Source organism: Neorhizobium populisoli, from assembly GCF_019430945.1.
Taxonomy (GTDB): domain Bacteria; phylum Pseudomonadota; class Alphaproteobacteria; order Rhizobiales; family Rhizobiaceae; genus Neorhizobium; species Neorhizobium populisoli.
The window spans coordinates 12,432-34,872 of sequence record NZ_JAHYCB010000023.1; the positions used below are offsets into that span (position 1 = coordinate 12,432).

Sequence of the window (22,441 nt, forward strand, 5' to 3'; positions counted from 1 at the left end):
TCGATAATCAGATCTCGGCGGATTGTCATCTCAGTAGTTATCGGGCAGCCAAACGCTTTTTCAACCCAGTGGCTGATTTGGTGCCGAGCATCAGCGGGTCGGCGGTTCGACTCCCATCAAGGCGAGGCAAACGAACCGCGCTTTACCCGAGACTTCCAGCAAACCGCTCGGCATATCTCTCCCTTTGGAACACCTCGGCGACGAAATCGACAAACACGCGTGTCTTCGAGGGCAGGAGCGTTCGGTTCGCGTAATAGATCGAGATAGGGCCCGCATCCACCCACCATCCCGGCAGAAGCCGGATGAGTTCTCCTCGCCCCAGATAGGGCAGGGCATCCGGCTTGGCGATCATCGTGACTCCAAGTCCGAGGACGGCTGCCGCCCGCATTGCGGCGGGGTCGTTGACCACCAGCGTTTGATTCAAGGCGGTCGGCAGTTCCAGTCCCTCCGCGTTGCGTATCTGGCGCTGAGTGATGCGGCCGGTGCGCAAGGACCGCATGACGATGCCATCGAGATCGGTCAGTCCGGCGGGATCGACCGGTGTTGGCCGGCCGCGCATATAGGCGGGGGACGCGACTACGATGAGATGCGCCGGCGCCAGCGTGCGCGACACGGTGCCCGGGGCGAGATCGAAGCCACCGCCGATCGCAGCGTCATAGCCTTCCGCGACCAAATCCACCGCCCGGTTCTCGAACATCCATTCGGGTCGGATCATTGGATAGCGCGACATGAACTCCGGCAGCATGGGCAGGATGTAGCCGATACCAAAGGTCGGCCCCATGCTGATCTTCAGGACACCGGCCGGTTGGTGGCTGTCACCCGATGCCTCGGCCATCGCCGTCTGAAGATTCTCAAGGCTGTCGCGAACCGAAAGCAGCAGGCGTTCCCCTGCTTCGGTGAGCGTGAGGCTGCGCGTACTGCGCTGGAAGAGGCGCGTGCCAAGTGCGGCCTCCAGTGCGGCGACATTCCGGCTGACAGCGGCGGGTGTGAGGCCAAGATGTCGCGCCGCGGCCGAGAAACCGCCGAGCTCGGCGCTCCGTACGAAGGAATGCAGGTTGGAGAAGCTGTCCATGGCGTCCCTTCAAGTTTTGCTTGTAATTGATATCGCCCATTCCACGCTAATCAAGACAGAATAATAGATCCATCTTCACTCCATCAAACCAAACGGAGTGAACATGATGTCCAAGACAGAGAAACCCCTCGCAGGCAAAGCTGCGATCGTTACCGGCGGCTCCCGCGGTATCGGTGCAGCCATTGTGCGGCGCCTTGCTCAAGACGGGGCCGCTGTCGCCTTCAGCTACGCAGCCTCCGCCGATCGCGCCGAAAGCCTGGTTAAGGAAATCGAGGCAGCCGGAGGCAAGGCGCTTGCCCTCAAGGCCGACCAGGCTGTACCGGCTGAAGTCGTATCCTTGGTCAGACAAGTGCATGAAGCCTTCGGCCGGCTCGACATTCTGGTCAATTCGGCGGGCGTCTTTGTCACTGGACTGGTTGGGGATGAGAACGCGGATCTCGCTGCCTTCGATCGCCAGATCGACATCAACGTCAAGGGTGTCGTCTCCGCGGTCCGTGCTGCGGTGCCCTTGATGCAGGATGGCGGCCGCATCGTCTCGATCGGCACCACCGGCGCCGTCCACATCCCCTTTGCCGGCGCTGCCGACTATGTCGCGACCAAGGCGGCGGTTGCCGCCTATACGCGGGGTTGGGCGCGCGATCTCGGGCCACGCGGCATCACGGTCAATGTCATTCAGCCTGGTGCCATCAACACGGATATGAACCCTGAAAACGGGCCGTTCGCAGAAACGCTGAAGAACCTTGCCGCGCTCGGTCGCTATGGGCAGCCGGAGGATATCGCGGCGGCGGTCGCATTCCTGGTCGGTCCGAACGCCGGCTACATCACCGGCGCTACGCTGAATATCGATGGCGGCCAGTCCGCCTGAACCTAGCCTGCACATCCAAAACCCAAAAGGATAAAGACAATGACAAGTATCGGTATCATCGGCGCCGGGAATATCGGCGCAGCCTTCGCAAGGGCGCTGGCACGTAGTGGCATTGCAGCGACGATCGCCAACAGCCGTGGCCCGGAAAGCCTGTCCGGCCTCGTTGGTGAGCTCGCGCCACACATTTCGGCCGGAACGATTGAAACTGCAGCGCAGGCGGGCATCGTCCTGATTGCCGTCCCTTGGTCGAAACTTCCGGCCGCCCTTTCCGGATTGCCGGACTGGGGTGGCCGGATCGTGATCGATGCGAACAATCCGATCGAAGCACCGCTGTTCAAGCCGGCTGAACTGAACGGGCGCCTGTCGACGGAGATTGTTGCCGATCTGGTGCCCGGCGCGCGGGTCGTGAAAGCCTTCAACCATCTGTCTGCCGCTCTCGTCGCGGCCGATCCTCATGCCGAAGGCGGAGCGCGCGTTCTGTTTTATTCCGGCGACGATGCCTCGGCCAAGGCAGAGGTTGCAGAGCTGATCGGCAGGCTCGGCTTTGCCGGGATCGACCTTGGTCCGATCTCGATCGGCGCCAAACTCACCCAATTCCCCGGCGGAGCGCTGCCGGCGATCAACTTCGTCAAGTTCGCCTGAGCCCGACGCTGGAGACAACGCCATGACCAACGATCTGATCTCGATAGCAAAGACCTTCTTCGATCACTGGACCGCCAACCGTATCGACGAGGCGCTGGCAATGCTTGCCGACGATGTTCTTTACGACAATGTGCCATTCCTGGATATTGTCGGCCGGGAAAACGTCCGCAAGTTCCATCGTGACTTCGGGATCGGCACGTCGTTCACTGTCGACTGGACGGTGAGCCACATTGCGGCATCGGGCAATGTGGTATTGAACGAGCGGGTGGATATCTTCAGGCATGTGAGCGGAGGCACGATAACATTGCCGGTCATGGGAACGCTCACCATCGAAAATGGGATCATCACTGTCTGGCGGGACTATTTCGACCCGGCTGACTTCGAGCGGCAACTGGCTGCGCTGCAGAGGTAATGCCCGATAGATCTGCCACATGGCTGCTGCCACCTTACTTCCTCGAGGGAAGGCTTTGCCTTCCCTCGAGAAACCGGCCAATCCTGTGACCTTGATGGTGGCTGCTTCACCAATCGGGAAGAACCGGTCGCGGTTTACCCTGCCTACGCAATCTTGATTAGAAGTCGGTTCTGCGCTTCTCTAAGGCAGGCCTCAGACCTGAGCCATACCCCCATCAACGGCAATTTCTGCACCTGTGGTAAAGCTGCTCTCGTCGCTCGCGAGGAAGAGGGCAGCGGCGGCGACCTCATCAGGTCTGCCCATGCGCCCAAGAGGGATCATGCCTGACAGTGCGTCTCGAATGTCCTGCGAGGCCGCCGCCATCATTGCCGTATCGGTCGGTCCGGGGCTGACAACGTTGACGCGAATGCCTTTTGAAGCAAGTTCGTTAGCCCATGTGCGTGTGAACGATCGGACTGCGGCTTTCGTCGCACCATATACACCATAACCTCTCGTGCCGATATCGCCCGCGATGGAACCAATCAGCACAATTGTTCCGCCGGGCTGCATGATGTCGATGGCACCCTGCGCCGCGAACACGAGGGATCGGACGTTCAGGCCGAATGTCCGGTCGAAATGATCCTCAGAAATGTCTTCAAGGGGTGCATATTCTGATAGGCCCGCGTTCACGACGAGAACGTCGAGCCGGCCTCGTTCCGATCGGATCTGCTCAAACACGCGTTGAAGATCCGCATTGTCGCTGGCATCCGCCTGGATTGTGTGGATTCTGCCCATGCCGGCTGACTCTGGTGTGCTCTCCGGACCCTTGCGGCTTGTCGCGTAGACCTGCGCTCCCTCTCTGGCGAACCTTTGAGAAATGGCTCCGCCGATGCCACCGACACCGCCAATCACGAGAGAAATCTTGTTTGCTAATCTGCTCATGTAAACTCCATCAATAATGATGGCCTAAAGATATAGGCCCTATATCTACGGTCAATTACGCACTATATGTAAAGCAGATATCGAGGAGTATATCGATGCCAGCAGCCAGCGAGGGTATGCTTATCAAAGCTTGCTCATCTCAAAGCCACAAAGCTGTCACAGCTGAGGCCTTGCTTGACGTTGAGAGAGCGAGGCCGGTGCTAGAGCAGATCGCAAACAAATGGTCGATCCTGATCTTGACAGTCTTGTGTAGTAGGCCGTCACGCTTCAACGAGATCATGCGGCGCCTTGACGGGATCACGCACAAAGCGCTCGCCGACGCATTGAAGCGCTTGGAGCGCAATGGCCTCGTTCGCCGTGAAGTGCTTACCACGACGACGCCCGTCGGCGTCGAGTATACTATTACTTCGCTCGGTCGCTCCCTTCAGCAACCGTTCGAGGCGCTTTATGCGTGGGCCATGAACTACGGTCCGGAGCTTGAACGCGCGCAAGAAAAATACGATCGGGATCGAGACTAGCTCGACCGGTATCGGCCGACGCGAGCATGGGGCGTGACCGTAAAGCGGTCGGAGGATGGCAAACGGACCTCGCTCTACGGCGAGAACCTTGGCGGAACAGATATCGGCTTGGGCGGCCTTTTCGAGCACGAAGCGCGGGGAGGGCAGTCCCAAGCGCGCACGGACCAGTTGCTCTTTTCCGTCGGCGGTATTGCGGATGATCAGCCCTATCTGATCGGGTTCATTGGTACCGGCATCAGATTGGTAAGGCTTTCAGCGTTAGGAAGTCGCGAATTCCGGAAGTATCGCTGGCGCCGAGCTCGTGGGAGAGGTGCAGAGCGGCATGCGGCGCATAGGTCGGGTTTCAGCGAGCATTCGTTCGAACGCCTCTGGCCCGCCTTGGTGTTGGACAGCCAGCTCGATGATCTCGTCAAAGTGCCGCATGGGCTAGACGGCGGTCAGGCCACCATCGACCAGAAGGTCGATACCGGCAATGTAGCTGCTGAGATCCGAGGCGAGGAATAAAGCTGCGGATGCGATCTCTTCGGGGCGAGCCAGGCGCGCCAAAGGTGTCATCGCAGTAATCTGCTGCCTGGCTTCGGCGGCACCCTCTTGGATGGAAACTGGCCATCGAACATGGGCGTACCGACCGCGCCAGGGCTCAACACATTGGTCCTAATCTTCCGATCCTTGAGTTCGTTGGTTGCGTGGCACGTGGCGGCGCGGGCGTGCCCCGATGGCGGCGTGGCGCTCGTGGAGCGTCGTTTCCGCGACGGCGTCGAAGCGGGCGTCTGACTTTCCTGTCGCCACACGCGCGCGCCAGGTCATCGACCTTGCCCGTGGTCTGACGATGCACGCGCAGTTGGGCGCGCCGCGCAATACGCTTCTTAAAGATGCAGAGGAAGCGGCGGATTTGGTGCTACTGCCATCGCTCAAATACGAGCGGCCGGTTTCACTCTAAAGTATCGGCCCTTTCGTTAAGTCTAGCAGCCGCCGTATGATCGCGCTGCCGTTTATGTGCGTCTTACGTCTACTCGCCCATTTAGCGGCGCTGTGCAATCGGCGGTGTAGGGACGGCCATCGTTGCCGAAACCGTCTTCGGTCTCACTTACGGGCCGGTTTCTATTTCCAAACGAAGCGATCGGTGTGACGATGCAGTTCATCGGCGTCTGCTCTACCATCGCGGTATCAGCAAGCACAATACTCGGCATCCTAAATGCCGGCCGCATAAGTGGAACTTTTGCGCAGATGTGAGCATGGAAATGCTCCTCCGCAGCCGTGGTTCTCCTGAAAGGTCCTTCAGCGCAATATCAGCTTCATGCGCTGTGCCCGATCCGGTCGCAACGTCACTTTCATGATCGGTTTCGCAGGCTGGGGCTCGGTTGCGGCAAGACGAACCTTTTGAAGAAGCGTGGCGAGAATAGCGACGGCTTCCATGACCGCGAAGGCGTTGCCAATGCAGACGCGCGGACCAGCACCAAACGGGATATAGGAATAGCGATGCCGTGCCCTAGCGGCCTCCGGGTCGAAGCGATCCGGGTTGAAGATCTCAGGATCTGACCAGAGAGATGCGTGGTGGTGCACCGCGTAGATCGGTATGATCAGCACGGTTCCCGCTGGAATGAGGTATTCGCCAAGCCTGAAATCCTGCAAGGCAGTGCGCGTGATGATCGGTGCGGGCGGATAGAGGCGCATCGCTTCCGAGAAGACCTGCCGCGTGTAGGTCAGTTTAGACACAAGCTCCGCATTTAACGGCTCACCTTGCGTCACCGTATCGATCTCGTCGAGAACCTTTGTCTCGATTTCCGGGTGCCGGGCCAGCAAATCGAACGTCCATGCCAGCCCAAGTGCCGTCGTTTCATGGCCAGCCGTGATGAAGGTCATGAGGTTGTCAACGATTTCTTCGTCGCTCATCGTGCGGCCGGTCTCTGGGTCGGATGCTGACAGAAACTTATTGACGAGATCGCGGCGCTCGTCCGGGTGTCCGCGCCTGGCCTCGATCACGTTCAGCAGGCTGGATCGTAGAAATTTAACGGCGGTCTTTGCCTTGCCGCGACCGGGATAGGGTATCCATTCGGGCGCGCGCAAAAGTCCGAGCGCAAACGTCCAGCCGGTCGGCCTGAGGAAATCAGAAATACCTTTCTCGACGCGCTCAACCTCGATGCCATGGCCGCCGGACATCATCGTCTCGACAATGATGTCGAATGTGGTCTGCATCATTTCGTGGCCGATATCGACTGATCCATTGCCCATCTCGATCCACCTGTCGCGCGTGCGCGCCGCGGCCGCGAACATGGTCGGCTGAAGTTCCAGTAGTTTATCGTGCCGAAATGCACCAGCGACGGACTGCCGTTGCCATTTCCAATGCGCCCCGTCCGCGGTCAGGAGACCTAGGCCGAGTGCTGGCCCGAGCGCCCGGCGAACCTGATCGCCCTTTCCCAACGCTTCTGCATTCTTGACCAGCGCCTCTTGGATCAGCGCGGGATCAGCAAGATAGACCTTCAGCTCTCCAGCGGTTTTCGAAAACACGAGTGGTTCCGTGAAGATCGCTGGTGGAAGGGCGTCGAGCGGATTGCGCACAATTGCAAGCAGTGCGCCGAGCGTTGACTGCGGCGTTAGGGGAAAAGTGGTTTTCAGTTTATTGCGATTTTCAACGGTGCCGTCCATGGCTTAAATCCTTGCCGGTTCACTGATGTTGATGTAGCTCTAAGGTGCGTACCTTATGAATTAAGGTGAGCACCTTACCTTTACAAGGGGTGATGATGAAAACGGCGGTGACCGGCGAATTATCGAAGGCGGAGCGGGGTAGCACCCGGGATAGGATCCTGGATGCCACTCTGGGCCTGTTTAATGAGAAGGGGCCTGATCGCGTGACGACCGCCGAGATCTCTCGGACGGTGGGCATCAACGAAGGTAACCTCTATTACTACTTCAAGACCAAGGAAACGCTTCTCCAAGCGCTCTTTCAACGACTTGAGGCCGACGCGGCCAGCTTCATGGTCGAGGCTGCTTCGAATGAAAGGACCGATCCTGGCATTTTCTCTGGTTTCATGCGCCGCTGGTTTTCGGTCGTCTGGAGCCATCGTTATATATTCCGCGATCTGCCGCGCATTCTCGCTATCGGTCCATCCTTGCGCGAACCGACGCGCGCCCTCAGCACGGGCATGCGGGTCGTCGTCGAAGGCATGCTTCGTCAGATGCGCGAGGCACGATTGCTCATCGTACCGGATGAGGACACGCCGCAACTACTTGCGAACGTCTGGATCGTATCGACATACTGGGCCGTATATCTGAGCCTTCAGGAGGGCATCGACGATTTGGAAGCACGGCATCTCGATTGGGGGCTCAAGCAGGTCGCCAGCTTGTTCAAGCCGTACCTGTCGGATGAGGCAAAAATCGAGCTGGAAGTCCTGCTGAGCCGGTCTTTTGCTCAGGGCGACAAATAACCGTCAAAGCCAGGATAGCCTTGTTGACGCTTGCTCCTGTTGCCCGTCGCCCGCGTCAGATCTTTGATCGAAAGTAATCAAGTGCCACTCAGAGCCTTCGGCGGGTCCAGCACGATGAACGCGTGCTGGTCTTAGTGCACGAGCTTTCTGAGCCGGTCGTCAGGTTTAGCACCCCCGGCGGGCGCCGAATTGACCGGTCTGCGCCGGTCCATGCTTATCGATATCGGCAGCTTCATAAAGGCTTCACGAACCCATAAGCGAAACGATCAGTCTCGCCCTTGATCGAGGGGTCGAACACCTTGGCCGAGTGCGGATCGTCATTGTTCACCAGCATTGTGCTTTCCCCGTCCAATACGAAGCCGGCCGCCTCTACCTCCGCGCGGACAGCCGCGGGATCGATCCGATGCAGTGACTGGGTATCGCTTGTCCCGGTTCCGGCGTCGGCGGCGTGATCGACGATGACGTAATATCCGCCGGGCTTCAGCCGGTCGAAGACGGGTCGATTGAAGTTGGCAGCCGTTGCGCCCCTGGCCTGCATCAGCGCGGTGTGAAGATCGTGATAGAACAGATGCAGCCACACAACATCCGCCGGTTGAGTGACCTCCGGCATTGCGACGAGATCGGCCGAAACGGCCTCGACGTTCTCTCGCCCAGGCTCATCGGCAAGTGTCCGCATGTGGCCGACCGGATCGTTCTTAAAATGGGTTACTTCGGCTGGCACGAAACTGAAGACCCGACCTTCGGGTCCCACAGTCTCGGAGAATAACCGCGTCCAGTCGCCTTCCCCCGGATGGACGTCGATGACAGTGCAGCCGGCCTTGACCCGTGCGAAGCGGATCAACTCGGATAGCTTTGATTGGGTGTACATAAGTATCTCCTGTAGGTGAGTTTCAGTCGGGCTAGTGAGCGACGGGGGCGTCCATTAGATCGTCGACAGCTCGTCCAGAGCCGATGGCGGCACTCGGCGACGTTACGCTGGCCCAGACCCATCCGTCTTTGCAGCGAGCGCCAGGGCTTGTGTGTCGACATATTCCCGGATGCTGGTCAGTCTGCCGTCCCGGACCGTGATGGCGAAGATCCAGTCATCCTCGAACGGCTTGTTCGTGGCTTTGACTTTCCCGTTGGCGAAGCCAACGACGAAAACCCGCTCTCCATTCGCCACGAACTCCCGGGGCTCCGTAGCAGTTTCCATCGATGTGGATGTCTTATCGAGCAGCTCCGCCAGACCCACGTGTCCGCGGTAGCTTCCGGCCAGCGGCCAATCCTTGCCTGGAATGATCCACTCGATGTCCTCACTGACCAGCGCCAGCAGTGCCTCCGTGTCGCCGCGCCCAATCGCGGCGAAAAAGTCCTTCACGGTCTGGATATTCCTCTCAGTGCTCATGAGAATTTCTCCGTTTCTGAACTGTGGTGTCCATCAAGCGAACTTCACCAGGTCCTCGAAGATCAGGTGTCCCCAACTCTTGCCCCGCGCCTGGACGAGCAGCCCTCCTTCCCACAGTCCGTCAAGCTTGATCGGCGCGAAACCAAGGTTTTCCGCAAGCGCGCCAATCTCGTCTGCGGCGGCGTTGTCGTCGCTGGCCAGGAACACCACCCGTCTGCCACCAGGTACGGCTGGATCTTGGGCAAGGGTGGCAGCGCCGAGATGGTTGAAGCCCTTGACCATTTTTGCTCCGGCAAAGGCTTGTGCGACGAATTTAGAAGATGGCTGTCCCCCTAGCTCCTCCGGGGGAACGCCGAAGGCATTGGTCACATCAATGATCGTCTTGCCCTGCCAGGTCGCCAGCGCTTTCGCGACCTCCGGATGCGCCTCGAAACGAACCGCCAAGAAGATGACGTCCGCCTTGACCGCGTCCGCTAGCGTTTTGGCAATCACTTTTGGTCCGATCGCAGCCACTTCGGCCGCAAAGCTTTCTGGATCGCGCGCGGTTGCGACAGATACTTCGATACCGTTGCGGGAAAACGCCTTGGCCAGCGCCTGACCGATATGGCCGAAGCCAATTATTGCATAGCTCATAATGCTCTCCGTGTCGCCGCCGGGTCAGACCTGTGCCCAACCACCGTCAACGGCGAGATCTATGCCGGTGATGTAGGAGCTTTGGTCGGAGGCGAGGAACGTGAGCGCAGCCGCTATTTCCTCGGGCCTGCCCCTTCGACCCATCGGGATCTGTGAGGTAAACTGGGCAACGGCCGCTTCGGCCTGTTCGGCGGTGAGGCCGGTTGTTGTCGCCAGGGCGGGGGTTTCGATAGCGCCCGGGCTCATCGTATTGACGCGGATCTTTCGGTCCAACAACTCCATGGTCCAAGACCGCGCAAAGCTGCGCACGGCCGCCTTGCTGGCTGCGTAGGCGCTAAACGCTGGCAACCCCTTCACGTTCGAAACCGACGAGTTCAGAATGATCGAACCGCCATCCTTGAAGAGAGGGAGGGCCTTTTGCACCGTGAAGAACATGCCTTTCACGTTTACATCGAAGGTCTGGTCAAAATGGGCCTCCGAAGCTGCAGCGAGCGGCGCAACAGTTCCAGCGCCCGCGTTGGCGAAGAGAACGTCGATACGACCGTGCTTATCCTTCACGGTGGTGTAGAGGCGGTCGAGATCCTCCAGGCGAGAGACGTCGCCCACGACTGTTGTTATGTTTTTCCCGATGAGCGCTACAGCCTCTTGCAAGGCTTTCTCGCGCCGCCCGATAATCACCACCTGCGCGCCTTCTTCCACGAAACGCTCAGCCGTCGCCAAGCCAATGCCGCTGCTTCCGCCCGTGATGACTGCAATTTTACCGTTGAGTGCGTTCATGATCATTTGTCCTTCGTTGTGGATGAGTTGAGGCACGGAACCGCGCCGGTGTCAGAGTTGGGCGAGGCCACCATCAACGGCGACTTCGCTGGCGGTCATGAAGCTGCTGTCGTCTGATGCGAGGAAGGCGGCCGCGGCCGCGATCTCAGCGGGATCGGCCATGCGCTGGAGCGGCGTCATCGCGCCGTAGGCCTTCTGGCCTTCCTCTCCAAGCGCTTCCTTGGCGAGTTCGGTCGCCGTAGCACCGGGAGACAGCACGTTGACCCGGATACCGGTACCCTTGAGATCCTCCGCCCAGGTCCGGGCGAGATTGCGCACGGCCGCCTTGCTGGCGCTGTAGGCGGTGAATGCCGGGGCGCCGGTGGTCCCGGCGCTCGATCCCGTCAGGATGATCGAACCGCCCATGCCCATCAGCGGCAACGCCTTCTGGACCGTAAAGATCGTGCCCTTCACGTTTGTGTCGAAAGTTTCGTCGATGTGCTGGGTGGTGATCTGGCCGAGAGGAAGCGGACTTCCGGCCCCCGCATTCGCGAAGACGATGTCGAGGCTTCCTCGCTCGGCTTTGACCGCCGCGTAGAGCCGATCAAGATCTGCCTCATCGGAGACCGAGCCCTTCACGCTGCGGGCCATCGGTCCAAGTGCGGCAACAGCCGCATCGAGTGCTTCTTGCCGACGCCCGTAGATGAAGACGAAGGCGCCTTCCTCGATGAAGCGCTTGGCGGCGGCGAGGCCAATACCGGTGGCGCCCCCCGTGATCACGACGGTCTTTCCATCCAATCTGGTCATGTCATTCCATCCTTGTGTCGCGTGTCAGGTCATCGCTTTGCGGAGACATCCTCCGACAGCCCCGATGTGGGTCCGCCGGCGCTCGGCGGTGAGTGCGCATTGGCGCATATCCATGGTGCGGAAACGATCCGCCTGCAGCTGGAATACTGGGCGCGAACGCGATCCAGTAAGGTATGTTGGTCGGAGGAAGCCGCCCAACTGGCGCGAGGATGGACCATGATCGACTGGGATGACGTTCGCTACTTTCTTGCCGCTGCGCGTGGCGGCTCCGTGAGGGCGGCCGCAAAAAGCCTGGGGGTCAACCACGCGACAGTGTTGCGGCGCATTGCTCAGCTCGAGGAGCGCCTCGGCACGCAGATGTTTGAAAAGCTGCCTTCGGGTTACCGCCTGACGGCCGCCGGCGAGGAGGTTCTCGAGTTTGCGAACCAGATGGAAGCCTCGTCGCACCAACTTGAGACGCGCGTCCTCGGGCGCGATCAGAGTGTACGCGGTCTTCTGCGGGTGACGCTTCCCCCGTTCCTCGCGACACACCTGCTCATGCCCGATATCGCCGAATTCTCGCGTCTGTATCCGGATATCGAGATGGAACTCGCATCGACCGGCGAGGTCGTCAATCTGACCAATCGGGAGGCGGATGTGGCGATCCGGATGGTCGCCGATCGCAAAACCCTTCCGCTCAATCTTCATGCCTTGAAAGGCCCTGATTTGTTGGCGGGTATCTATATGTCGCGCGATAGGCTGGCTGGTTGGCGTGCCGGCGCGAAGGATCCAATCCGGCCCATCGTCCTCAGCGATCAGGCTCTCCCCGCCTGGGCCGCCGAAGGGGAGGTGCGCGCTACAGGCGTTCCGTTCCGAACGCCGGATGCGGACGCGCAGATTGCTGCGACACGGCAAGGGATCGGCATGACAAGATTGCCCTGTTTCGTCGGAGATGCCGATCAGCTGCTGGAGAGAGTTCCAGGAATCGCTCTGAAATCATCCGCGACGATCTGGATCCTCACGCAGGGGGAAACGCGCAAAACGAAGCGCGTGCGGCTGTTTATAGAGTTCATATCCCACCGGCTGGTCATGTATACTCCGCTCCTAGCCGGTCGGTCGATGTCGCGTGAATGACTTCGGTTCCATGTGCCGCCAGCGTTGCCTCGGCGTCACGCACGTATCGGCGCCAGCCGAGTAATCACGGTTGGTGCAGGCTTGGTTTCCTAAATGCTCCCGGCCGCAGCCAGAGAACTTGTAACAATGCGCCGTCCAAATGGATCATGGCATTAATTAAATATTTTCGATGCGATTTGCCGCTCGATGCTCCCAAGCTGAAAATAACCCTTAGGTAATATCTGGCATTTCTCGTTACGGTTTCGGCAAATAGGCAGTCATCTCTCTTATCGAAGTCAATCTCACATTAAAGCCAAAACCGCCTCCAGGACCTCAAGTTGAATGCCCAATCATGAACAAAGTGCAGGTTAACTTATTGCAAAGGGTGGATGTCGAGCTCTCGAATAAATGCAAAACGACAACACCACCACCGTCCTCGGTGGTCACGCCTTTCGCCAGCGGTGCAGCTTCCTCGCTTAGCATGCCTGTGCTACCGATCGGAGGAAGTACCGGATGGAAGAATCCGCAAACCCATCAATCTCCTCGATGAGATGCTGGGAAGATTCGCTTAGCTTTTCGACAACTTCGTTAATGAAAGGGGTCTTATCATACATCTCGTAGTGCCCGACACCCCTAAAGACGTAAGATCCGTGCCGGTTATTGGCCCGCTTAAAAGCGTCTGCCCATTTGTAGAGCGTCGTAGGCGATAGGCCCAGGATCCTGGCAATGGAGCTCAACGCCTAAAGTTCAAACTGAATACTCATGTTTCCGTCTTTTAACGATCGGTTCCGGCACCAGTTGACCTTCCGACCGTTACGGTCCGGTGCAACGGATCCCGTCTCTCGATGCAGTGAGCCGGATATGCGGCAACCGATCGTTTGGATGCAGTTTCGAAGGATGACCATTCGTTGCCTTTATCAATGAGCGGAACCTCGATGTCTTCGTCCGTGAGACCGACGGGTCGCACTATGGTCCAATCGATACCCGATGCCTTGATTGTCCGCTCAGCGTTCGCATGGTCTCGGTACGCGTCACCGATGCTTGTCACCCTAAGCACCGTGCGAAACACTATGGAATGGCGGCGCAAGTCTGAGCCCACACCAAAAGCACTCATATATACGAAATGCTTTTTACTTTGGCTAATTGCGTCTACTACTATTTGTGTAGTCGAGTTTAGAAGGTTATGAGGCGACGTCCGCTTAGCAAATTGACTTTTCGACGCTCTGTTCTGCCCAAGACATGACACGACGGCATCACAACATTCCAATGATTGCCGGATGAACGTTCGATCGCCGATATTCCCAAACACGTGAGTCAAGTTTCGACTTTCTGCCGCCCCGGATACCGGAGAGCGGCCAACCGCCAAAACATCGTGACCATGAGCGAGCAAGTTTTCTACGAGAAGGGTGCCAGTGCTGCCGCTGGCACCTAAAACATTACAATTCCTTCAATCATATGGGTCGGACTACACTGCAGGCAGCGTCGGTGCCTCATACACTTCTTACAAACCAGCCAGTTTCGGTAAGTTGGATTAACCTCGTGGCGTGGACCCGGTGATGTGCCTTGACACCATCCATAGGATCAGCCTCGGATGACCCGGGGCACTATGATCGGGGGCCTCAAGTCTAGTTTCCGTCGGTGGATGCGCCAAGCTGATCGAGCCATGTTGACCGCATATTGTAGCAGTGGAAGGCTTGCACTTTGCGATTTTTGACTTTGAAAACGTCGCAGCATGGAACGTCAAACCTCTTGCCTGTAGCAGGCAAAACGGCGCCGCCGGGAGTCATAAAGTCACCCTGATGGGTGCCTTGTAGCTTTAGTTCCACTATGACCACCCCGTCCCCGGTCGAATAAACCTGGAGAAGTTCCCTGTGAAAGTCAGGAAACGGCTTGCCGAGGCCTTCCATCGGCTGTCGGACTTCCGCGCCGATCCACTTAAGTCCCGAAGGTAGGTACAAGAAATATCCGCCTCCGCGAACAGAGAAACGAATTAATCCAAGTCTAAATTTTTGGCTTCAGCAGCCGCATAGACCACTCTGACTACTTCTTCATTCGTGGGCCCCGACTGTTGATTTGGTCGGGGCAGTATGACCCGAGCTTTCGGTGATGATCTTCGTAGCCGCGTTCTGGCTGCGTCACGCGCTGGCATGTCGGCGCGATCGACGGCGGCCAGATTTGGAGTTGGCATTTCAACGGCCATCGCCTGGATCGCCAGTGCACGGACGGGTCAGTTGACGCCTGCGAAGCAGGGCCGACGCGGTGGCTCACGCCTGGATGCTCACGAGGACTTCATCAGCGGCATGATCGAAGAGGCAAAGGATATCACGCTCAACGAGATGGTTCTGCGATTGCGTGAGGACAGAGTCGTATCTATCGGCCGCAGTGCGCTTGACGTCCGGCTGCGAAAGCGCGGCTGGACGTTCAAAAAAAGACCGCACATGCATTGGAGCAGGAGCGTCCTGACCTCCTGAACGTCGTCAGGACTGGTTCGACGGCCAACTCGATCTCGATCCGGCGCGGCTCGTCTTCATCGATGAAACCGGCCTGAGCACGGAGATGCCTCGGCTTCGCGGACGGGCGCCTTGCGAAGATCGATGCCGCTCACCGGTCCCGCACGGCCATTGGAAACAACGACGTTTACCGGAGCGCTCAGGTTATCCGGAATGACCGCACCTATGGTCTTGGACGGTGCGATGAACGGGGTAGCATTCCAGGCCTATGTCCAGCGGGTTCTCATTCCAACCTTGGCACCGGGCGACATCGTCATCATGGACAATTTGCCTGCTCACAAAGCGGAAGGCGTGCGTCACGCAAATCGAAGACGCCGGATGCCGGTTGCTTTACCTTCCTCCCTACAGTCCCGAGTTCAACCCCATCGAGAAGGCATTTGCGAAGCTCAAGGCCGACCTAACCAAGCGAACTCCACAGGACTTCCACGACGCTGTTCTAACGTTCGTGCCAAAGCGACTGGAGGGCAACGACCGCCGCGTTCCTCAGGGCGAGTTGTGACGGTCTGGGCGAGATGCTCACAGCGGGCCCAACCTCGCAAAAGGCATGTTGTCAATCTATATGCATTGGAGCTCCGGAAGGAGCGGTGTAACTGCTTCATGGAGTTGAGAACATGGACGAAATCGCTGATCGCACAAAGAACGTTATCGCCCGCTATCTGGATAAGGGTGCGGCCGAGGTTGCGGACGACGCCGTTTTTACTGACGATCTTGGCATGGATTCACTGTCGGTCATGGAATTAGTGATGGAATTCGAGGAGGAATTCTCGGTTTCTTTTGATGACCACGCGGTGGACTCGATCGTCACGGTTCGGGACGCTATCGGCGCGATCAGGACGGCGATTGCCGAAGGAGCCACAGCGGCCTAATCTTCCGCTTCAAACGTATTTCAGAGAATGGTCAATCATCGAGTGCCTGGTTACCGACGTCTCCTGGCCTCGTTGCCTAACAAGGACGATCCGTAAGACTCCTTGTCGCCTTGCCTTGCGATGAAGGGCAACCGAAGAACGACGCATTACAAACTGGCCGAACGGCTCAGGCACAAAAGCACCTGTTTGTGACGCCAGAAAATCGTTAAGAGGATGTTGGGCAAAAGGGGAAGGACACGACCAGGTGTGACAGACTGACGCGAAAACGGGCTGCGCACTGCTGCGTGAGAGAACAGGTAGGACTTCTTAAGACCGGCGGTTCATCCCGGGCCGGTGGCAGAGTGCATAGCCATCGGATATCAGTCTTATTCTGCACGTCCGAAACTTAGCAGATACGCTTCCGTCGGCCTGCCAGAGTGACCACCCAGAGGTGGATCCGGCAGAGTTCATCCATTAGCACAAGGCCACTTCGCCACCTTATGCACGATCCGCCGAGCAGCTCAGATCTATATTGAGGTCGTCAACGCGCAGAGGCGTAGCACTAAGACAAGTGAAGTGGCTGGAGAACAGCAGTGAAAACAGTAGTCTTGATCGCAGGTGGCAAAACAAACAATGACGCCAGTGATGCGGCTGAGCATATGTACCGGGGAGATCTTTTCAAACTTTCCCTTGATTATGCTAGGTCGCTTTCACCAAATGCAATTTTTATTTTATCGGCCAAGTACGGGGTTCTCGGGCTTCGAGACGAAATCGAGGCTTACGACAAGAGCTTAAAATACATGGCCCTCGCGGATCGGCGTGATTGGGCGCTCCGCGTCAAAAACCGCCTTGATGGGCTGGCCAGCCTGAGCGAAGACACGTTTGTATTTCTCACCGGTCAAGTTTGCGGTCAGTATCTGACGCAATATATGACGCGTTACGATTGCCCGCTTATGGGCCTCCAATACGGACAGCAATTAACGTGGCTGAAGGCGAAATTGAGCGAATAGATCGTAAGAGCTTCCTTCGCGCTTTTGGCTCTGCTCGATTCTGGGGTGCCGTCCGTCCACTTTCGACCGTACACTGAATGGGCGTCAACGGAAAGCGGGGGCAGCTGACCCAGCAGTAGTACATCGGCGCCGAGCCGTGGCGCCCGGCCAGGGCAGAGACTTTCCGGTCGCGGCCAGTCCCCAGGCTTCGAGATAGGCGAGATCGGAGGTGAGCGCCCTGAGCTTGTTATTCCCGATGCCTTGGTTGACGAGGTGCCGCAGCGTATCGACATCCCGATCCGTCAGCAGTTCGGCGCGGTCAACGCAGGGTTGTCTGTATGTAAGCGCGCGGACTATGATCACCAAATTCGCATGTCCTTGGTTCGCGAATGTATCATTTTCAGGCTCCACGCTCAGATCTCCTGATTGAGATCAGTTCGGATGACGCGCAACCTGCTCCTTCTCGGCCGGGGCAGCGCCTCATCTCCATCTCCTGCCTCCCCGCCTTCGTGACGGGACCGGCGCAACCGTTCCAGCGCTGCCTTGTCCTCGGGTTTGACCTACCCTGGCGCGACCGTCACCGCACCGCCGTGGTCGAGATAGACGATGCATCCCGCCAACGACTTCTCATCGGGCGCATAAATCCGACCCGGTTTCCTGATCGCCTCCATGTAGTTTTCAAGCTCATCAAGGCGGGCCTCGTCTGCCTTGACAGCCCCGTCGTCTTCGCCATGTGCCTCAGTCTGTCCCTGTAGCTGCTCATGACGAGCAGATAGCGCGCCTAATTCGGCCCGTTCCGCCTCGGTGAGTTCCTGCACTTGCGGATAAATGCGTCCATATCCGCTATTGTGGTGACGGAGGGATCAAGGCTCGTCTCCACCCACTCGTTTCTGGTCTAACACTACCAAGGCACGAATGAGTGCTAGCACTCTCAACGCAAGACTGCTAAGAGTGGATATCGGGATCGGTCATTTGGTCGTATTCTCGTAAAGGAACCCCAAAATGTTGAACACCATTTTCCGGCCGTTGCACGACCGCGTCGTCGTGCGCCGTATCGAGGCTGAGGCCAGGACCAAAGGCGGGATCATCATTCCGGACACCGCGAAGGAAAAGCCGCAGGAAGGCGAAATCATCGCTGTCGGCGCCGGTGCGCGCGATGAAAGCGGAAAAATTGTACCGCTTGATGTTAAAGCAGGAGACCGCATTCTGTTCGGCAAATGGTCCGGCACCGAGATCAAGTTCAACGGTGAAGACCTGTTGATCATGAAGGAAGCCGATGTGATGGGCGTTATCGCCTGATCCTCGGCCCTACCGCTAGTTTTTCATGACGACCATTGGGCGATGAGCCCGGGAGTTTTTCCATGTCTGCCAAACAAATTAAATTCGGCCGTGATGCGCGCGAAAAACTGCTACGCGGCGTCGATATTCTCGCTGACGCAGTCAAAGTCACGCTTGGTCCGAAAGGCCGTAACGTCGTGATCGACAAGTCCTACGGTTCACCACGGATCACCAAGGACGGTGTCACCGTCGCCAAGGAAATCGAGCTGGACGACAAGTTCGAGAACATGGGCGCCCAAATGGTGCGCGAAGTGGCGTCCAAGACTAACGACGTAGCAGGTGACGGCACCACGACTGCTACCGTTCTTGCCCAGGCCATCGTTCGCGAAGGCGGTAAGGCCGTTGCAGCTGGCATGAACCCGATGGACTTGAAGCGCGGTATCGACCTGGCTGTGGCTGGCGTGGTCAAGGATCTGCTGGCCAAGGCCAAGAAGATCAACACATCAGAAGAGATCGCCCAGGTCGGGACGATTTCGGCGAATGGCGAGAAGGAAATCGGTCAGTATATCGCGGAGGCGATGCAGAAGGTTGGCAATGAGGGTGTGATCACTGTCGAAGAAGCCAAGACCGCGGAGACCGAACTAGAGGTCGTCGAAGGCATGCAGTTCGACCGCGGTTATCTCAGCCCCTATTTCGTCACCAACGCCGAAAAGATGGTCGCTGAACTGGACGATGTCTACGTGCTTTTGCACGAGAAGAAGCTTTCGAACTTACAGGCGATGCTGCCGATCCTCGAAGCCGTCGTGCAGAGCGGCAAACCGCTGCTAATCATCTCCGAGGATGTCGAGGGTGAAGCTCTCGCAACGCTTGTTGTCAATAAGCTACGCGGCGGCCTGAAGATCGCCGCCGTAAAGGCTCCGGGCTTCGGTGATCGTCGCAAGGCGATGCTGGAAGATCTCGCTGTCCTGACGGGCGGAACGGTCATCTCCGAAGACCTCGGTATCAAGCTGGAAACCGTTACGCTTGAAATGCTTGGCCGCGCCAAGAAGGTCTCGATCACCAAGGAAGCGACCACCGTCGTCGATGGCGCTGGCAGCAAGGCCGATATCGACGGTCGCGTTGCTCAGATCAAGGCCCAAATCGAGGAAACCACTTCGGAATACGACCGCGAAAAGCTGCAGGAGCGACTTGCCAAGCTCTCGGGCGGTGTCGCAGTCATTCGCGTCGGCGGTTCAACGGAAATCGAGGTGAAAGAAAAGAAGGACCGCATCGACGACGCGCTTAACGCAACCCGCGCGGCTGTCGAAGAAGGCATCGTTCCCGGCGGTGGGACTGCCCTGCTGCGCGCCTCGATCGTCCTCGATATCAAAGGTGAGAACGACGATCAGAATGCTGGCATCGCCATAATCCGCAAAGCCTTGCAGTCACTGGTACGCCAGATTGCGGAAAATGCCGGTGACGAAGGCTCGATCGTTGTCGGCCGGATCCTCGAAAGTGACACCGACAATTTCGGTTACAATGCCCAAACGTCTGAATATGGCGACATGATCGCAATGGGTATTGTTGATCCGGTCAAAGTGGTTCGCTCGGCCCTGCAAAATGCAGCATCTGTCGCAGGTCTGCTGGTAACGACGGAGGCCATGATCGCCGACCTTCCCAAGAAGGACGCCGGCGGTGGCATGCCTGACATGGGTGGAATGGGCGGCATGATGTAGTCTTCCTCAAGGAAGCTCGCGGATTATGCGTAGAGGGCTCCGACTGCTCGGAGCCCTTCATATGAGACACGACTGATACTTGTCTCTGAAGGTACCATGTGCACCGAGTCTAGCGCGCCTGCGCCCGTGTCCCCGAACCAAACAACAGAAAGCAGATTAGTCTTGCTGCTCGCTGCCCGGTGCGAGTCTGAAAGGATCGAAGCTATGATGTCCTATTCCGCTCCATGTCCTGCACTGCCTTTCGCCAGCGAGGTCACCATGTCGACAAGAACTCGGGAATCGATCTCGAAGCCGAAATCAGAGATTTCCTGCGTCCCTATTCAAACGCCGATATGATCCAAAGCGAAAAGGCGATCTGGGGTGGCTACAGCCTGGTGGACGCGGAGCTACATGGTATGGGACGCTTGCTCGGAATGGGCGAATGGAGCCATTTCATCAACCTGAGCGACCAGGACTTCCCGTTGAAGCCGCAAAAGCAGATCATGGCCTATCTCGATGTCAATCCGGATCGCGAGTTCATCAAGGTGCTGGACCGGGATCTGGACCGCCCGGATACGATGCATCGTGTCAGCGAGTATGTGATCGAGCTGGACGAAAGCACTCAGCGCACCGCGCGTTCAAGACCCTTTCTAAGGGACGTGACACCCTATATCGGCAATCAGTGGATGATCGTGATCAGGGCGTTCTGCGAGTTCGTCTGCCGCGAACCGAGCGTCGATCGCTACAAGGCATTCTACGAAAACACGCTGATCGCCGACGAGGGATTTTTCCAGACGGTGATGATGAACTGCGCGATCGAGAGTGAGATCAACAATGACGATTTGCGAATGATCGACTGGATTCCCGATGGTGGCATCAAACTGCGCCCCAGAACCTATGAAAATGCGGACGCCGCCGAACTTAAAACCAGCTCGAATCTCTTTGCCAGAAAGTTCGACCAGACCGGCGATGGGGAGATCCTCCTCGTCCTAGAGCGACATCTGGCGAAACAGGCGACTGCTGGCGTTGACAGAACGCGCACTGCGCCGGGCAGGTCCACCTTGGTCAGCGCCCTCGAAGGGACCACAGCCTGAGATGAGCGCACAATGTTTGTATTGAACAAGCCACGGCAACCTGGCCATTATCCCGACAGGGATATCCGTTGCCAGGAAGCTCTTGAGCAGGTGTTTCTGGAGTTGGCTACGACGCTGAAGCCCGAAGAGGTCGTTCAGGCGGCGGGTGGAAGCTTGGTGCCACCGCTGGCGGCTCTTGCAAAGCGCGCCGAGGGCGTCGGATGGACGCTTGAGGAAGCGGAAGTTGCGATTGGCGAACTTTCGCAAAATCTGCTGGATGACATGGCGGCGATGTAGATCGCCCGTGGATCGATTGGCCGTGGTTCGATACCTGGTCGTGGACAAGGTCGCCGTTGCTGAAACGCAGGACAGCACTCGTATGGACAAAGATATGGCCCTTCAGTTTCCAAATAGAAGCCGCAGTTTTGATGACGTGAAGCACACAGTCCGCTTTCATGGTTATGATGGCATGTTCGAAGTCCGGTTTATTGTCGAGGCAGCCGTTTTGATGAAAATGCCCGATCGCGGCTTCGTGGAAGCGGACTGTCTCGACGCATTTGACAGGCTGAGACCGACGATCGAGGATGTTGCGGCCAAGGCTTATAAGCGCAACCGCCGTTCGTCATTTACGCTAACGGTCGACGACTTTACATAAACCGGGCAGGCCCATAAGGAGGCCTTATAGCAGCCTTGTCTGCCGGTTTAGGCTTATGTGGTGTTTGCGACACCGCCGGCCGATCTCTATCCGGCGTTCCGCACTTGCAATTGTGCGGTGCAGCATTACCTAGAATATCCGGGACGTCGATTGGCATTCCGCGATTAGCGAGGATGCTCCATGAGAAGTCTTTCGGATACATTGCAGCGGCTGCAGCGATACCGTACCAATCCGGTGATGGATGTGGGTCCAACCAGACTAAAGCGGCTGGAGATTACGACCGCTAATCCCGGTAACCTCCTTGGCTGGTACTATGCTCCCAAAACCGACCATCTATCGGGACCGCTTGCTCTTGTCGTTGTTCTGCATGGCTGCACCCAGACCGCGGCCAGCTACGACGCGGGATCGGGGTGGTCGAAATTGGCGGACGAATTTGGTTTCGCTGTTCTATTTCCTGAGCAGTCCCGCCAGAACAACCCTAACCTTTGTTTCAACTGGTTTTCCGAAAGCAACATTGAACGCGATCGCGGAGAGGTCCGCTCAATCCGTGAGATGATCGACGGGATGGTTTCTGACCACCGTGTCGATCCCACAAGAGTGTTCATCACCGGGCTGTCAGCGGGCGGCGCCATGGCAAACGCCATGCTTGCCGCTTATCCGGAGGTGTTTTCCGGAGGAGCGATCATTGCGGGTCTGCCCTATGGCGTTGCCTCAAACGTCCCAGAGGCGTTCGACCGAATGCGGGGCCACGGCATGCCCTCCCGCGAACGACTTCAGGAGCAGCTCCGTTTGGCTTCGACGCATGTTGGCGCGTGGCCCACGGTATCCGTCTGGCATGGTACTGCCGACAAGACCGTCGACGAATTGAAT

General features: G+C 57.9%; 26 protein-coding genes and 3 pseudogenes. 16 read left to right on the top strand and 13 right to left on the bottom strand.

Features of this window, described 5'->3' with window-relative positions; all coding sequences use genetic code 11:
* Window positions 1–142: 142 nt before the first annotated feature.
* Complete coding sequence (locus KX729_RS31690) at window positions 143–1,072, bottom strand: LysR family transcriptional regulator (RefSeq protein ID WP_219746440.1); 930 nt, start codon at window positions 1,070–1,072, stop codon at window positions 143–145.
* 103 nt (window positions 1,073–1,175) lie between these two features.
* Here KX729_RS31690 and KX729_RS31695 point away from each other — a divergent pair, with 103 nt between their 5' ends.
* The 3 genes from KX729_RS31695 to KX729_RS31705 are packed head-to-tail and all read left to right on the top strand — an operon-like array spanning window position 1,176 to window position 2,991.
* Complete coding sequence (locus tag KX729_RS31695) at window positions 1,176–1,937, top strand: SDR family oxidoreductase (RefSeq protein WP_376776112.1); 762 nt, start codon at window positions 1,176–1,178, stop codon at window positions 1,935–1,937.
* A gap of 39 nt (window positions 1,938–1,976) precedes the next feature.
* Window positions 1,977–2,579 carry an NADPH-dependent F420 reductase gene (locus KX729_RS31700; RefSeq protein ID WP_219746442.1) on the top strand — a complete coding sequence of 201 codons (603 nt, stop codon included), beginning with the start codon at window positions 1,977–1,979 and terminating at the stop codon, window positions 2,577–2,579.
* 22 nt (window positions 2,580–2,601) lie between these two features.
* Complete coding sequence (locus KX729_RS31705) at window positions 2,602–2,991, top strand: limonene-1,2-epoxide hydrolase family protein (RefSeq protein WP_219746443.1); 390 nt, start codon at window positions 2,602–2,604, stop codon at window positions 2,989–2,991.
* 192 nt (window positions 2,992–3,183) lie between these two features.
* Here the strand turns inward: KX729_RS31705 and KX729_RS31710 are convergent, their stop codons facing one another.
* Window positions 3,184–3,912, bottom strand: coding sequence for an SDR family NAD(P)-dependent oxidoreductase (locus KX729_RS31710; RefSeq protein ID WP_219746444.1), 729 nt, complete (start codon window positions 3,910–3,912; stop codon window positions 3,184–3,186).
* 95 nt (window positions 3,913–4,007) lie between these two features.
* Between KX729_RS31710 and KX729_RS31715 the strand changes: the two genes are divergently transcribed.
* Complete coding sequence (locus tag KX729_RS31715; protein ID WP_219746445.1) at window positions 4,008–4,430, top strand: winged helix-turn-helix transcriptional regulator; 423 nt, start codon at window positions 4,008–4,010, stop codon at window positions 4,428–4,430.
* Between the two features lie 426 nt (window positions 4,431–4,856).
* Here KX729_RS31715 and KX729_RS31720 read toward each other — a convergent pair whose 3' ends face one another.
* Window positions 4,857–4,985, bottom strand: coding sequence for an SDR family oxidoreductase (locus tag KX729_RS31720; protein WP_219746446.1), 129 nt, complete (start codon window positions 4,983–4,985; stop codon window positions 4,857–4,859).
* A 160-nt stretch (window positions 4,986–5,145) separates the two neighbouring features.
* Here KX729_RS31720 and KX729_RS31725 point away from each other — a divergent pair, with 160 nt between their 5' ends.
* Complete coding sequence (locus tag KX729_RS31725) at window positions 5,146–5,370, top strand: hypothetical protein (RefSeq protein ID WP_219746447.1); 225 nt, start codon at window positions 5,146–5,148, stop codon at window positions 5,368–5,370.
* A 338-nt stretch (window positions 5,371–5,708) separates the two neighbouring features.
* Here KX729_RS31725 and KX729_RS31730 read toward each other — a convergent pair whose 3' ends face one another.
* The gene (locus KX729_RS31730) at window positions 5,709–7,076 is read right to left on the bottom strand and encodes a cytochrome P450 (RefSeq protein ID WP_219746448.1); all 1,368 of its coding nucleotides are present in this window, start codon (window positions 7,074–7,076) and stop codon (window positions 5,709–5,711) included.
* Between the two features lie 95 nt (window positions 7,077–7,171).
* On the opposite strand from KX729_RS31730, the gene KX729_RS31735 reads away from it, so the two are divergent.
* Complete coding sequence (locus KX729_RS31735) at window positions 7,172–7,855, top strand: TetR/AcrR family transcriptional regulator (protein WP_219746449.1); 684 nt, start codon at window positions 7,172–7,174, stop codon at window positions 7,853–7,855.
* Between the two features lie 232 nt (window positions 7,856–8,087).
* Here the strand turns inward: KX729_RS31735 and KX729_RS31740 are convergent, their stop codons facing one another.
* The 5 genes from KX729_RS31740 to KX729_RS31760 form a co-directional block, all read right to left on the bottom strand.
* Window positions 8,088–8,723, bottom strand: a complete 636-nt coding sequence (locus KX729_RS31740; RefSeq protein ID WP_219746450.1) for a class I SAM-dependent methyltransferase — start codon at window positions 8,721–8,723, stop codon at window positions 8,088–8,090.
* Window positions 8,724–8,825: 102 nt separating this feature from the next.
* On the bottom strand, window positions 8,826–9,239 hold the full coding sequence (locus KX729_RS31745; protein ID WP_219746451.1) for a nuclear transport factor 2 family protein: 414 nt from the start codon (window positions 9,237–9,239) through the stop codon (window positions 8,826–8,828).
* 33 nt (window positions 9,240–9,272) lie between these two features.
* A complete protein-coding gene (locus tag KX729_RS31750; RefSeq protein ID WP_219746452.1) occupies window positions 9,273–9,872 on the bottom strand; it encodes an NADPH-dependent F420 reductase in 600 nt (199 codons plus the stop codon).
* Between the two features lie 24 nt (window positions 9,873–9,896).
* On the bottom strand, window positions 9,897–10,649 hold the full coding sequence (locus KX729_RS31755; protein WP_219746453.1) for an SDR family NAD(P)-dependent oxidoreductase: 753 nt from the start codon (window positions 10,647–10,649) through the stop codon (window positions 9,897–9,899).
* Between the two features lie 51 nt (window positions 10,650–10,700).
* Entirely contained in the window at window positions 10,701–11,435 is a 735-nt protein-coding gene (locus tag KX729_RS31760) for an SDR family NAD(P)-dependent oxidoreductase (protein ID WP_219746454.1), read from the bottom strand.
* A gap of 216 nt (window positions 11,436–11,651) precedes the next feature.
* Between KX729_RS31760 and KX729_RS31765 the strand changes: the two genes are divergently transcribed.
* Entirely contained in the window at window positions 11,652–12,548 is an 897-nt protein-coding gene (locus KX729_RS31765; RefSeq protein ID WP_219746455.1) for a LysR family transcriptional regulator, read from the top strand.
* A 754-nt stretch (window positions 12,549–13,302) separates the two neighbouring features.
* Here the strand turns inward: KX729_RS31765 and KX729_RS34730 are convergent.
* Both KX729_RS34730 and KX729_RS34735 read right to left on the bottom strand, forming a co-directional pair.
* A pseudogene (locus KX729_RS34730) lies at window positions 13,303–13,950 on the bottom strand (SDR family oxidoreductase); the annotation flags it as partial.
* Window positions 13,951–14,152: 202 nt separating this feature from the next.
* Window positions 14,153–14,485, bottom strand: a complete 333-nt coding sequence (locus KX729_RS34735; protein WP_376776113.1) for an ester cyclase — start codon at window positions 14,483–14,485, stop codon at window positions 14,153–14,155.
* A 129-nt stretch (window positions 14,486–14,614) separates the two neighbouring features.
* On the opposite strand from KX729_RS34735, the pseudogene KX729_RS31780 reads away from it, so the two are divergent.
* The 3 genes and pseudogenes from KX729_RS31780 to KX729_RS31790 all read left to right on the top strand — a co-directional run bounded on the left by KX729_RS31780 (window position 14,615) and on the right by KX729_RS31790 (window position 16,892).
* Window positions 14,615–15,536, top strand: a pseudogene (locus KX729_RS31780) (IS630 family transposase).
* Window positions 15,537–15,648: 112 nt separating this feature from the next.
* A complete protein-coding gene (locus KX729_RS31785; protein WP_219746458.1) occupies window positions 15,649–15,903 on the top strand; it encodes an acyl carrier protein in 255 nt (84 codons plus the stop codon).
* A gap of 572 nt (window positions 15,904–16,475) precedes the next feature.
* Window positions 16,476–16,892, top strand: coding sequence for a DUF6884 domain-containing protein (locus KX729_RS31790; protein ID WP_219746459.1), 417 nt, complete (start codon window positions 16,476–16,478; stop codon window positions 16,890–16,892).
* 132 nt (window positions 16,893–17,024) lie between these two features.
* On the opposite strand, the pseudogene KX729_RS34020 reads toward KX729_RS31790, so the two are convergent.
* Window positions 17,025–17,186 (bottom strand): annotated as a pseudogene (locus KX729_RS34020) (integrase); the annotation flags it as partial.
* Window positions 17,187–17,431: 245 nt separating this feature from the next.
* Entirely contained in the window at window positions 17,432–17,689 is a 258-nt protein-coding gene (locus KX729_RS31795; RefSeq protein ID WP_219746460.1) for a hypothetical protein, read from the bottom strand.
* Between the two features lie 184 nt (window positions 17,690–17,873).
* Between KX729_RS31795 and groES the strand changes: the two genes are divergently transcribed.
* The 6 genes from groES to KX729_RS31825 form a co-directional block, all read left to right on the top strand.
* Entirely contained in the window at window positions 17,874–18,170 is a 297-nt protein-coding gene (gene groES, locus KX729_RS31800) for a co-chaperone GroES (protein WP_219746461.1), read from the top strand.
* 62 nt (window positions 18,171–18,232) lie between these two features.
* Window positions 18,233–19,864 carry a chaperonin GroEL gene (gene groL / locus KX729_RS31805; RefSeq protein ID WP_219746462.1) on the top strand — a complete coding sequence of 544 codons (1,632 nt, stop codon included), beginning with the start codon at window positions 18,233–18,235 and terminating at the stop codon, window positions 19,862–19,864.
* Between the two features lie 224 nt (window positions 19,865–20,088).
* A complete protein-coding gene (locus KX729_RS31810; RefSeq protein WP_219746463.1) occupies window positions 20,089–20,937 on the top strand; it encodes a beta-1,6-N-acetylglucosaminyltransferase in 849 nt (282 codons plus the stop codon).
* A 12-nt stretch (window positions 20,938–20,949) separates the two neighbouring features.
* Window positions 20,950–21,213, top strand: a complete 264-nt coding sequence (locus tag KX729_RS31815) for a hypothetical protein (RefSeq protein WP_219746464.1) — start codon at window positions 20,950–20,952, stop codon at window positions 21,211–21,213.
* 94 nt (window positions 21,214–21,307) lie between these two features.
* Window positions 21,308–21,571 carry a DUF1488 family protein gene (locus KX729_RS31820; RefSeq protein ID WP_219746466.1) on the top strand — a complete coding sequence of 88 codons (264 nt, stop codon included), beginning with the start codon at window positions 21,308–21,310 and terminating at the stop codon, window positions 21,569–21,571.
* A 180-nt stretch (window positions 21,572–21,751) separates the two neighbouring features.
* Window positions 21,752–22,441, top strand: a 690-nt coding sequence (locus KX729_RS31825; protein ID WP_219746465.1) for an extracellular catalytic domain type 1 short-chain-length polyhydroxyalkanoate depolymerase, incomplete at its 3' end; no start/stop codon positions are given.

What these genes read in the sequence shown, in the direction of transcription:
- KX729_RS31690 (WP_219746440.1), bottom strand. Translation starts at nt 1,072, where the DNA reads ATGGACAGCTTCTCCAACCTGCATTCCTTCGTACGGAGCGCCGAGCTC.
- KX729_RS31695 (WP_376776112.1), top strand. Translation starts at nt 1,176, where the DNA reads ATGATGTCCAAGACAGAGAAACCCCTCGCAGGCAAAGCTGCGATCGTT.
- KX729_RS31700 (WP_219746442.1), top strand. Translation starts at nt 1,977, where the DNA reads ATGACAAGTATCGGTATCATCGGCGCCGGGAATATCGGCGCAGCCTTC.
- KX729_RS31705 (WP_219746443.1), top strand. Translation starts at nt 2,602, where the DNA reads ATGACCAACGATCTGATCTCGATAGCAAAGACCTTCTTCGATCACTGG.
- KX729_RS31710 (WP_219746444.1), bottom strand. Translation starts at nt 3,912, where the DNA reads ATGAGCAGATTAGCAAACAAGATTTCTCTCGTGATTGGCGGTGTCGGT.
- KX729_RS31715 (WP_219746445.1), top strand. Translation starts at nt 4,008, where the DNA reads ATGCCAGCAGCCAGCGAGGGTATGCTTATCAAAGCTTGCTCATCTCAA.
- KX729_RS31720 (WP_219746446.1), bottom strand. Translation starts at nt 4,985, where the DNA reads ATGACACCTTTGGCGCGCCTGGCTCGCCCCGAAGAGATCGCATCCGCA.
- KX729_RS31725 (WP_219746447.1), top strand. Translation starts at nt 5,146, where the DNA reads ATGGCGGCGTGGCGCTCGTGGAGCGTCGTTTCCGCGACGGCGTCGAAG.
- KX729_RS31730 (WP_219746448.1), bottom strand. Translation starts at nt 7,076, where the DNA reads ATGGACGGCACCGTTGAAAATCGCAATAAACTGAAAACCACTTTTCCC.
- KX729_RS31735 (WP_219746449.1), top strand. Translation starts at nt 7,172, where the DNA reads ATGAAAACGGCGGTGACCGGCGAATTATCGAAGGCGGAGCGGGGTAGC.
- KX729_RS31740 (WP_219746450.1), bottom strand. Translation starts at nt 8,723, where the DNA reads ATGTACACCCAATCAAAGCTATCCGAGTTGATCCGCTTCGCACGGGTC.
- KX729_RS31745 (WP_219746451.1), bottom strand. Translation starts at nt 9,239, where the DNA reads ATGAGCACTGAGAGGAATATCCAGACCGTGAAGGACTTTTTCGCCGCG.
- KX729_RS31750 (WP_219746452.1), bottom strand. Translation starts at nt 9,872, where the DNA reads ATGAGCTATGCAATAATTGGCTTCGGCCATATCGGTCAGGCGCTGGCC.
- KX729_RS31755 (WP_219746453.1), bottom strand. Translation starts at nt 10,649, where the DNA reads ATGAACGCACTCAACGGTAAAATTGCAGTCATCACGGGCGGAAGCAGC.
- KX729_RS31760 (WP_219746454.1), bottom strand. Translation starts at nt 11,435, where the DNA reads ATGACCAGATTGGATGGAAAGACCGTCGTGATCACGGGGGGCGCCACC.
- KX729_RS31765 (WP_219746455.1), top strand. Translation starts at nt 11,652, where the DNA reads ATGATCGACTGGGATGACGTTCGCTACTTTCTTGCCGCTGCGCGTGGC.
- KX729_RS31785 (WP_219746458.1), top strand. Translation starts at nt 15,649, where the DNA reads ATGGACGAAATCGCTGATCGCACAAAGAACGTTATCGCCCGCTATCTG.
- groES (WP_219746461.1), top strand. Translation starts at nt 17,874, where the DNA reads ATGTTGAACACCATTTTCCGGCCGTTGCACGACCGCGTCGTCGTGCGC.
- groL (WP_219746462.1), top strand. Translation starts at nt 18,233, where the DNA reads ATGTCTGCCAAACAAATTAAATTCGGCCGTGATGCGCGCGAAAAACTG.
- KX729_RS31810 (WP_219746463.1), top strand. Translation starts at nt 20,089, where the DNA reads ATGTCCTGCACTGCCTTTCGCCAGCGAGGTCACCATGTCGACAAGAAC.
- KX729_RS31815 (WP_219746464.1), top strand. Translation starts at nt 20,950, where the DNA reads ATGTTTGTATTGAACAAGCCACGGCAACCTGGCCATTATCCCGACAGG.
- KX729_RS31820 (WP_219746466.1), top strand. Translation starts at nt 21,308, where the DNA reads ATGGCCCTTCAGTTTCCAAATAGAAGCCGCAGTTTTGATGACGTGAAG.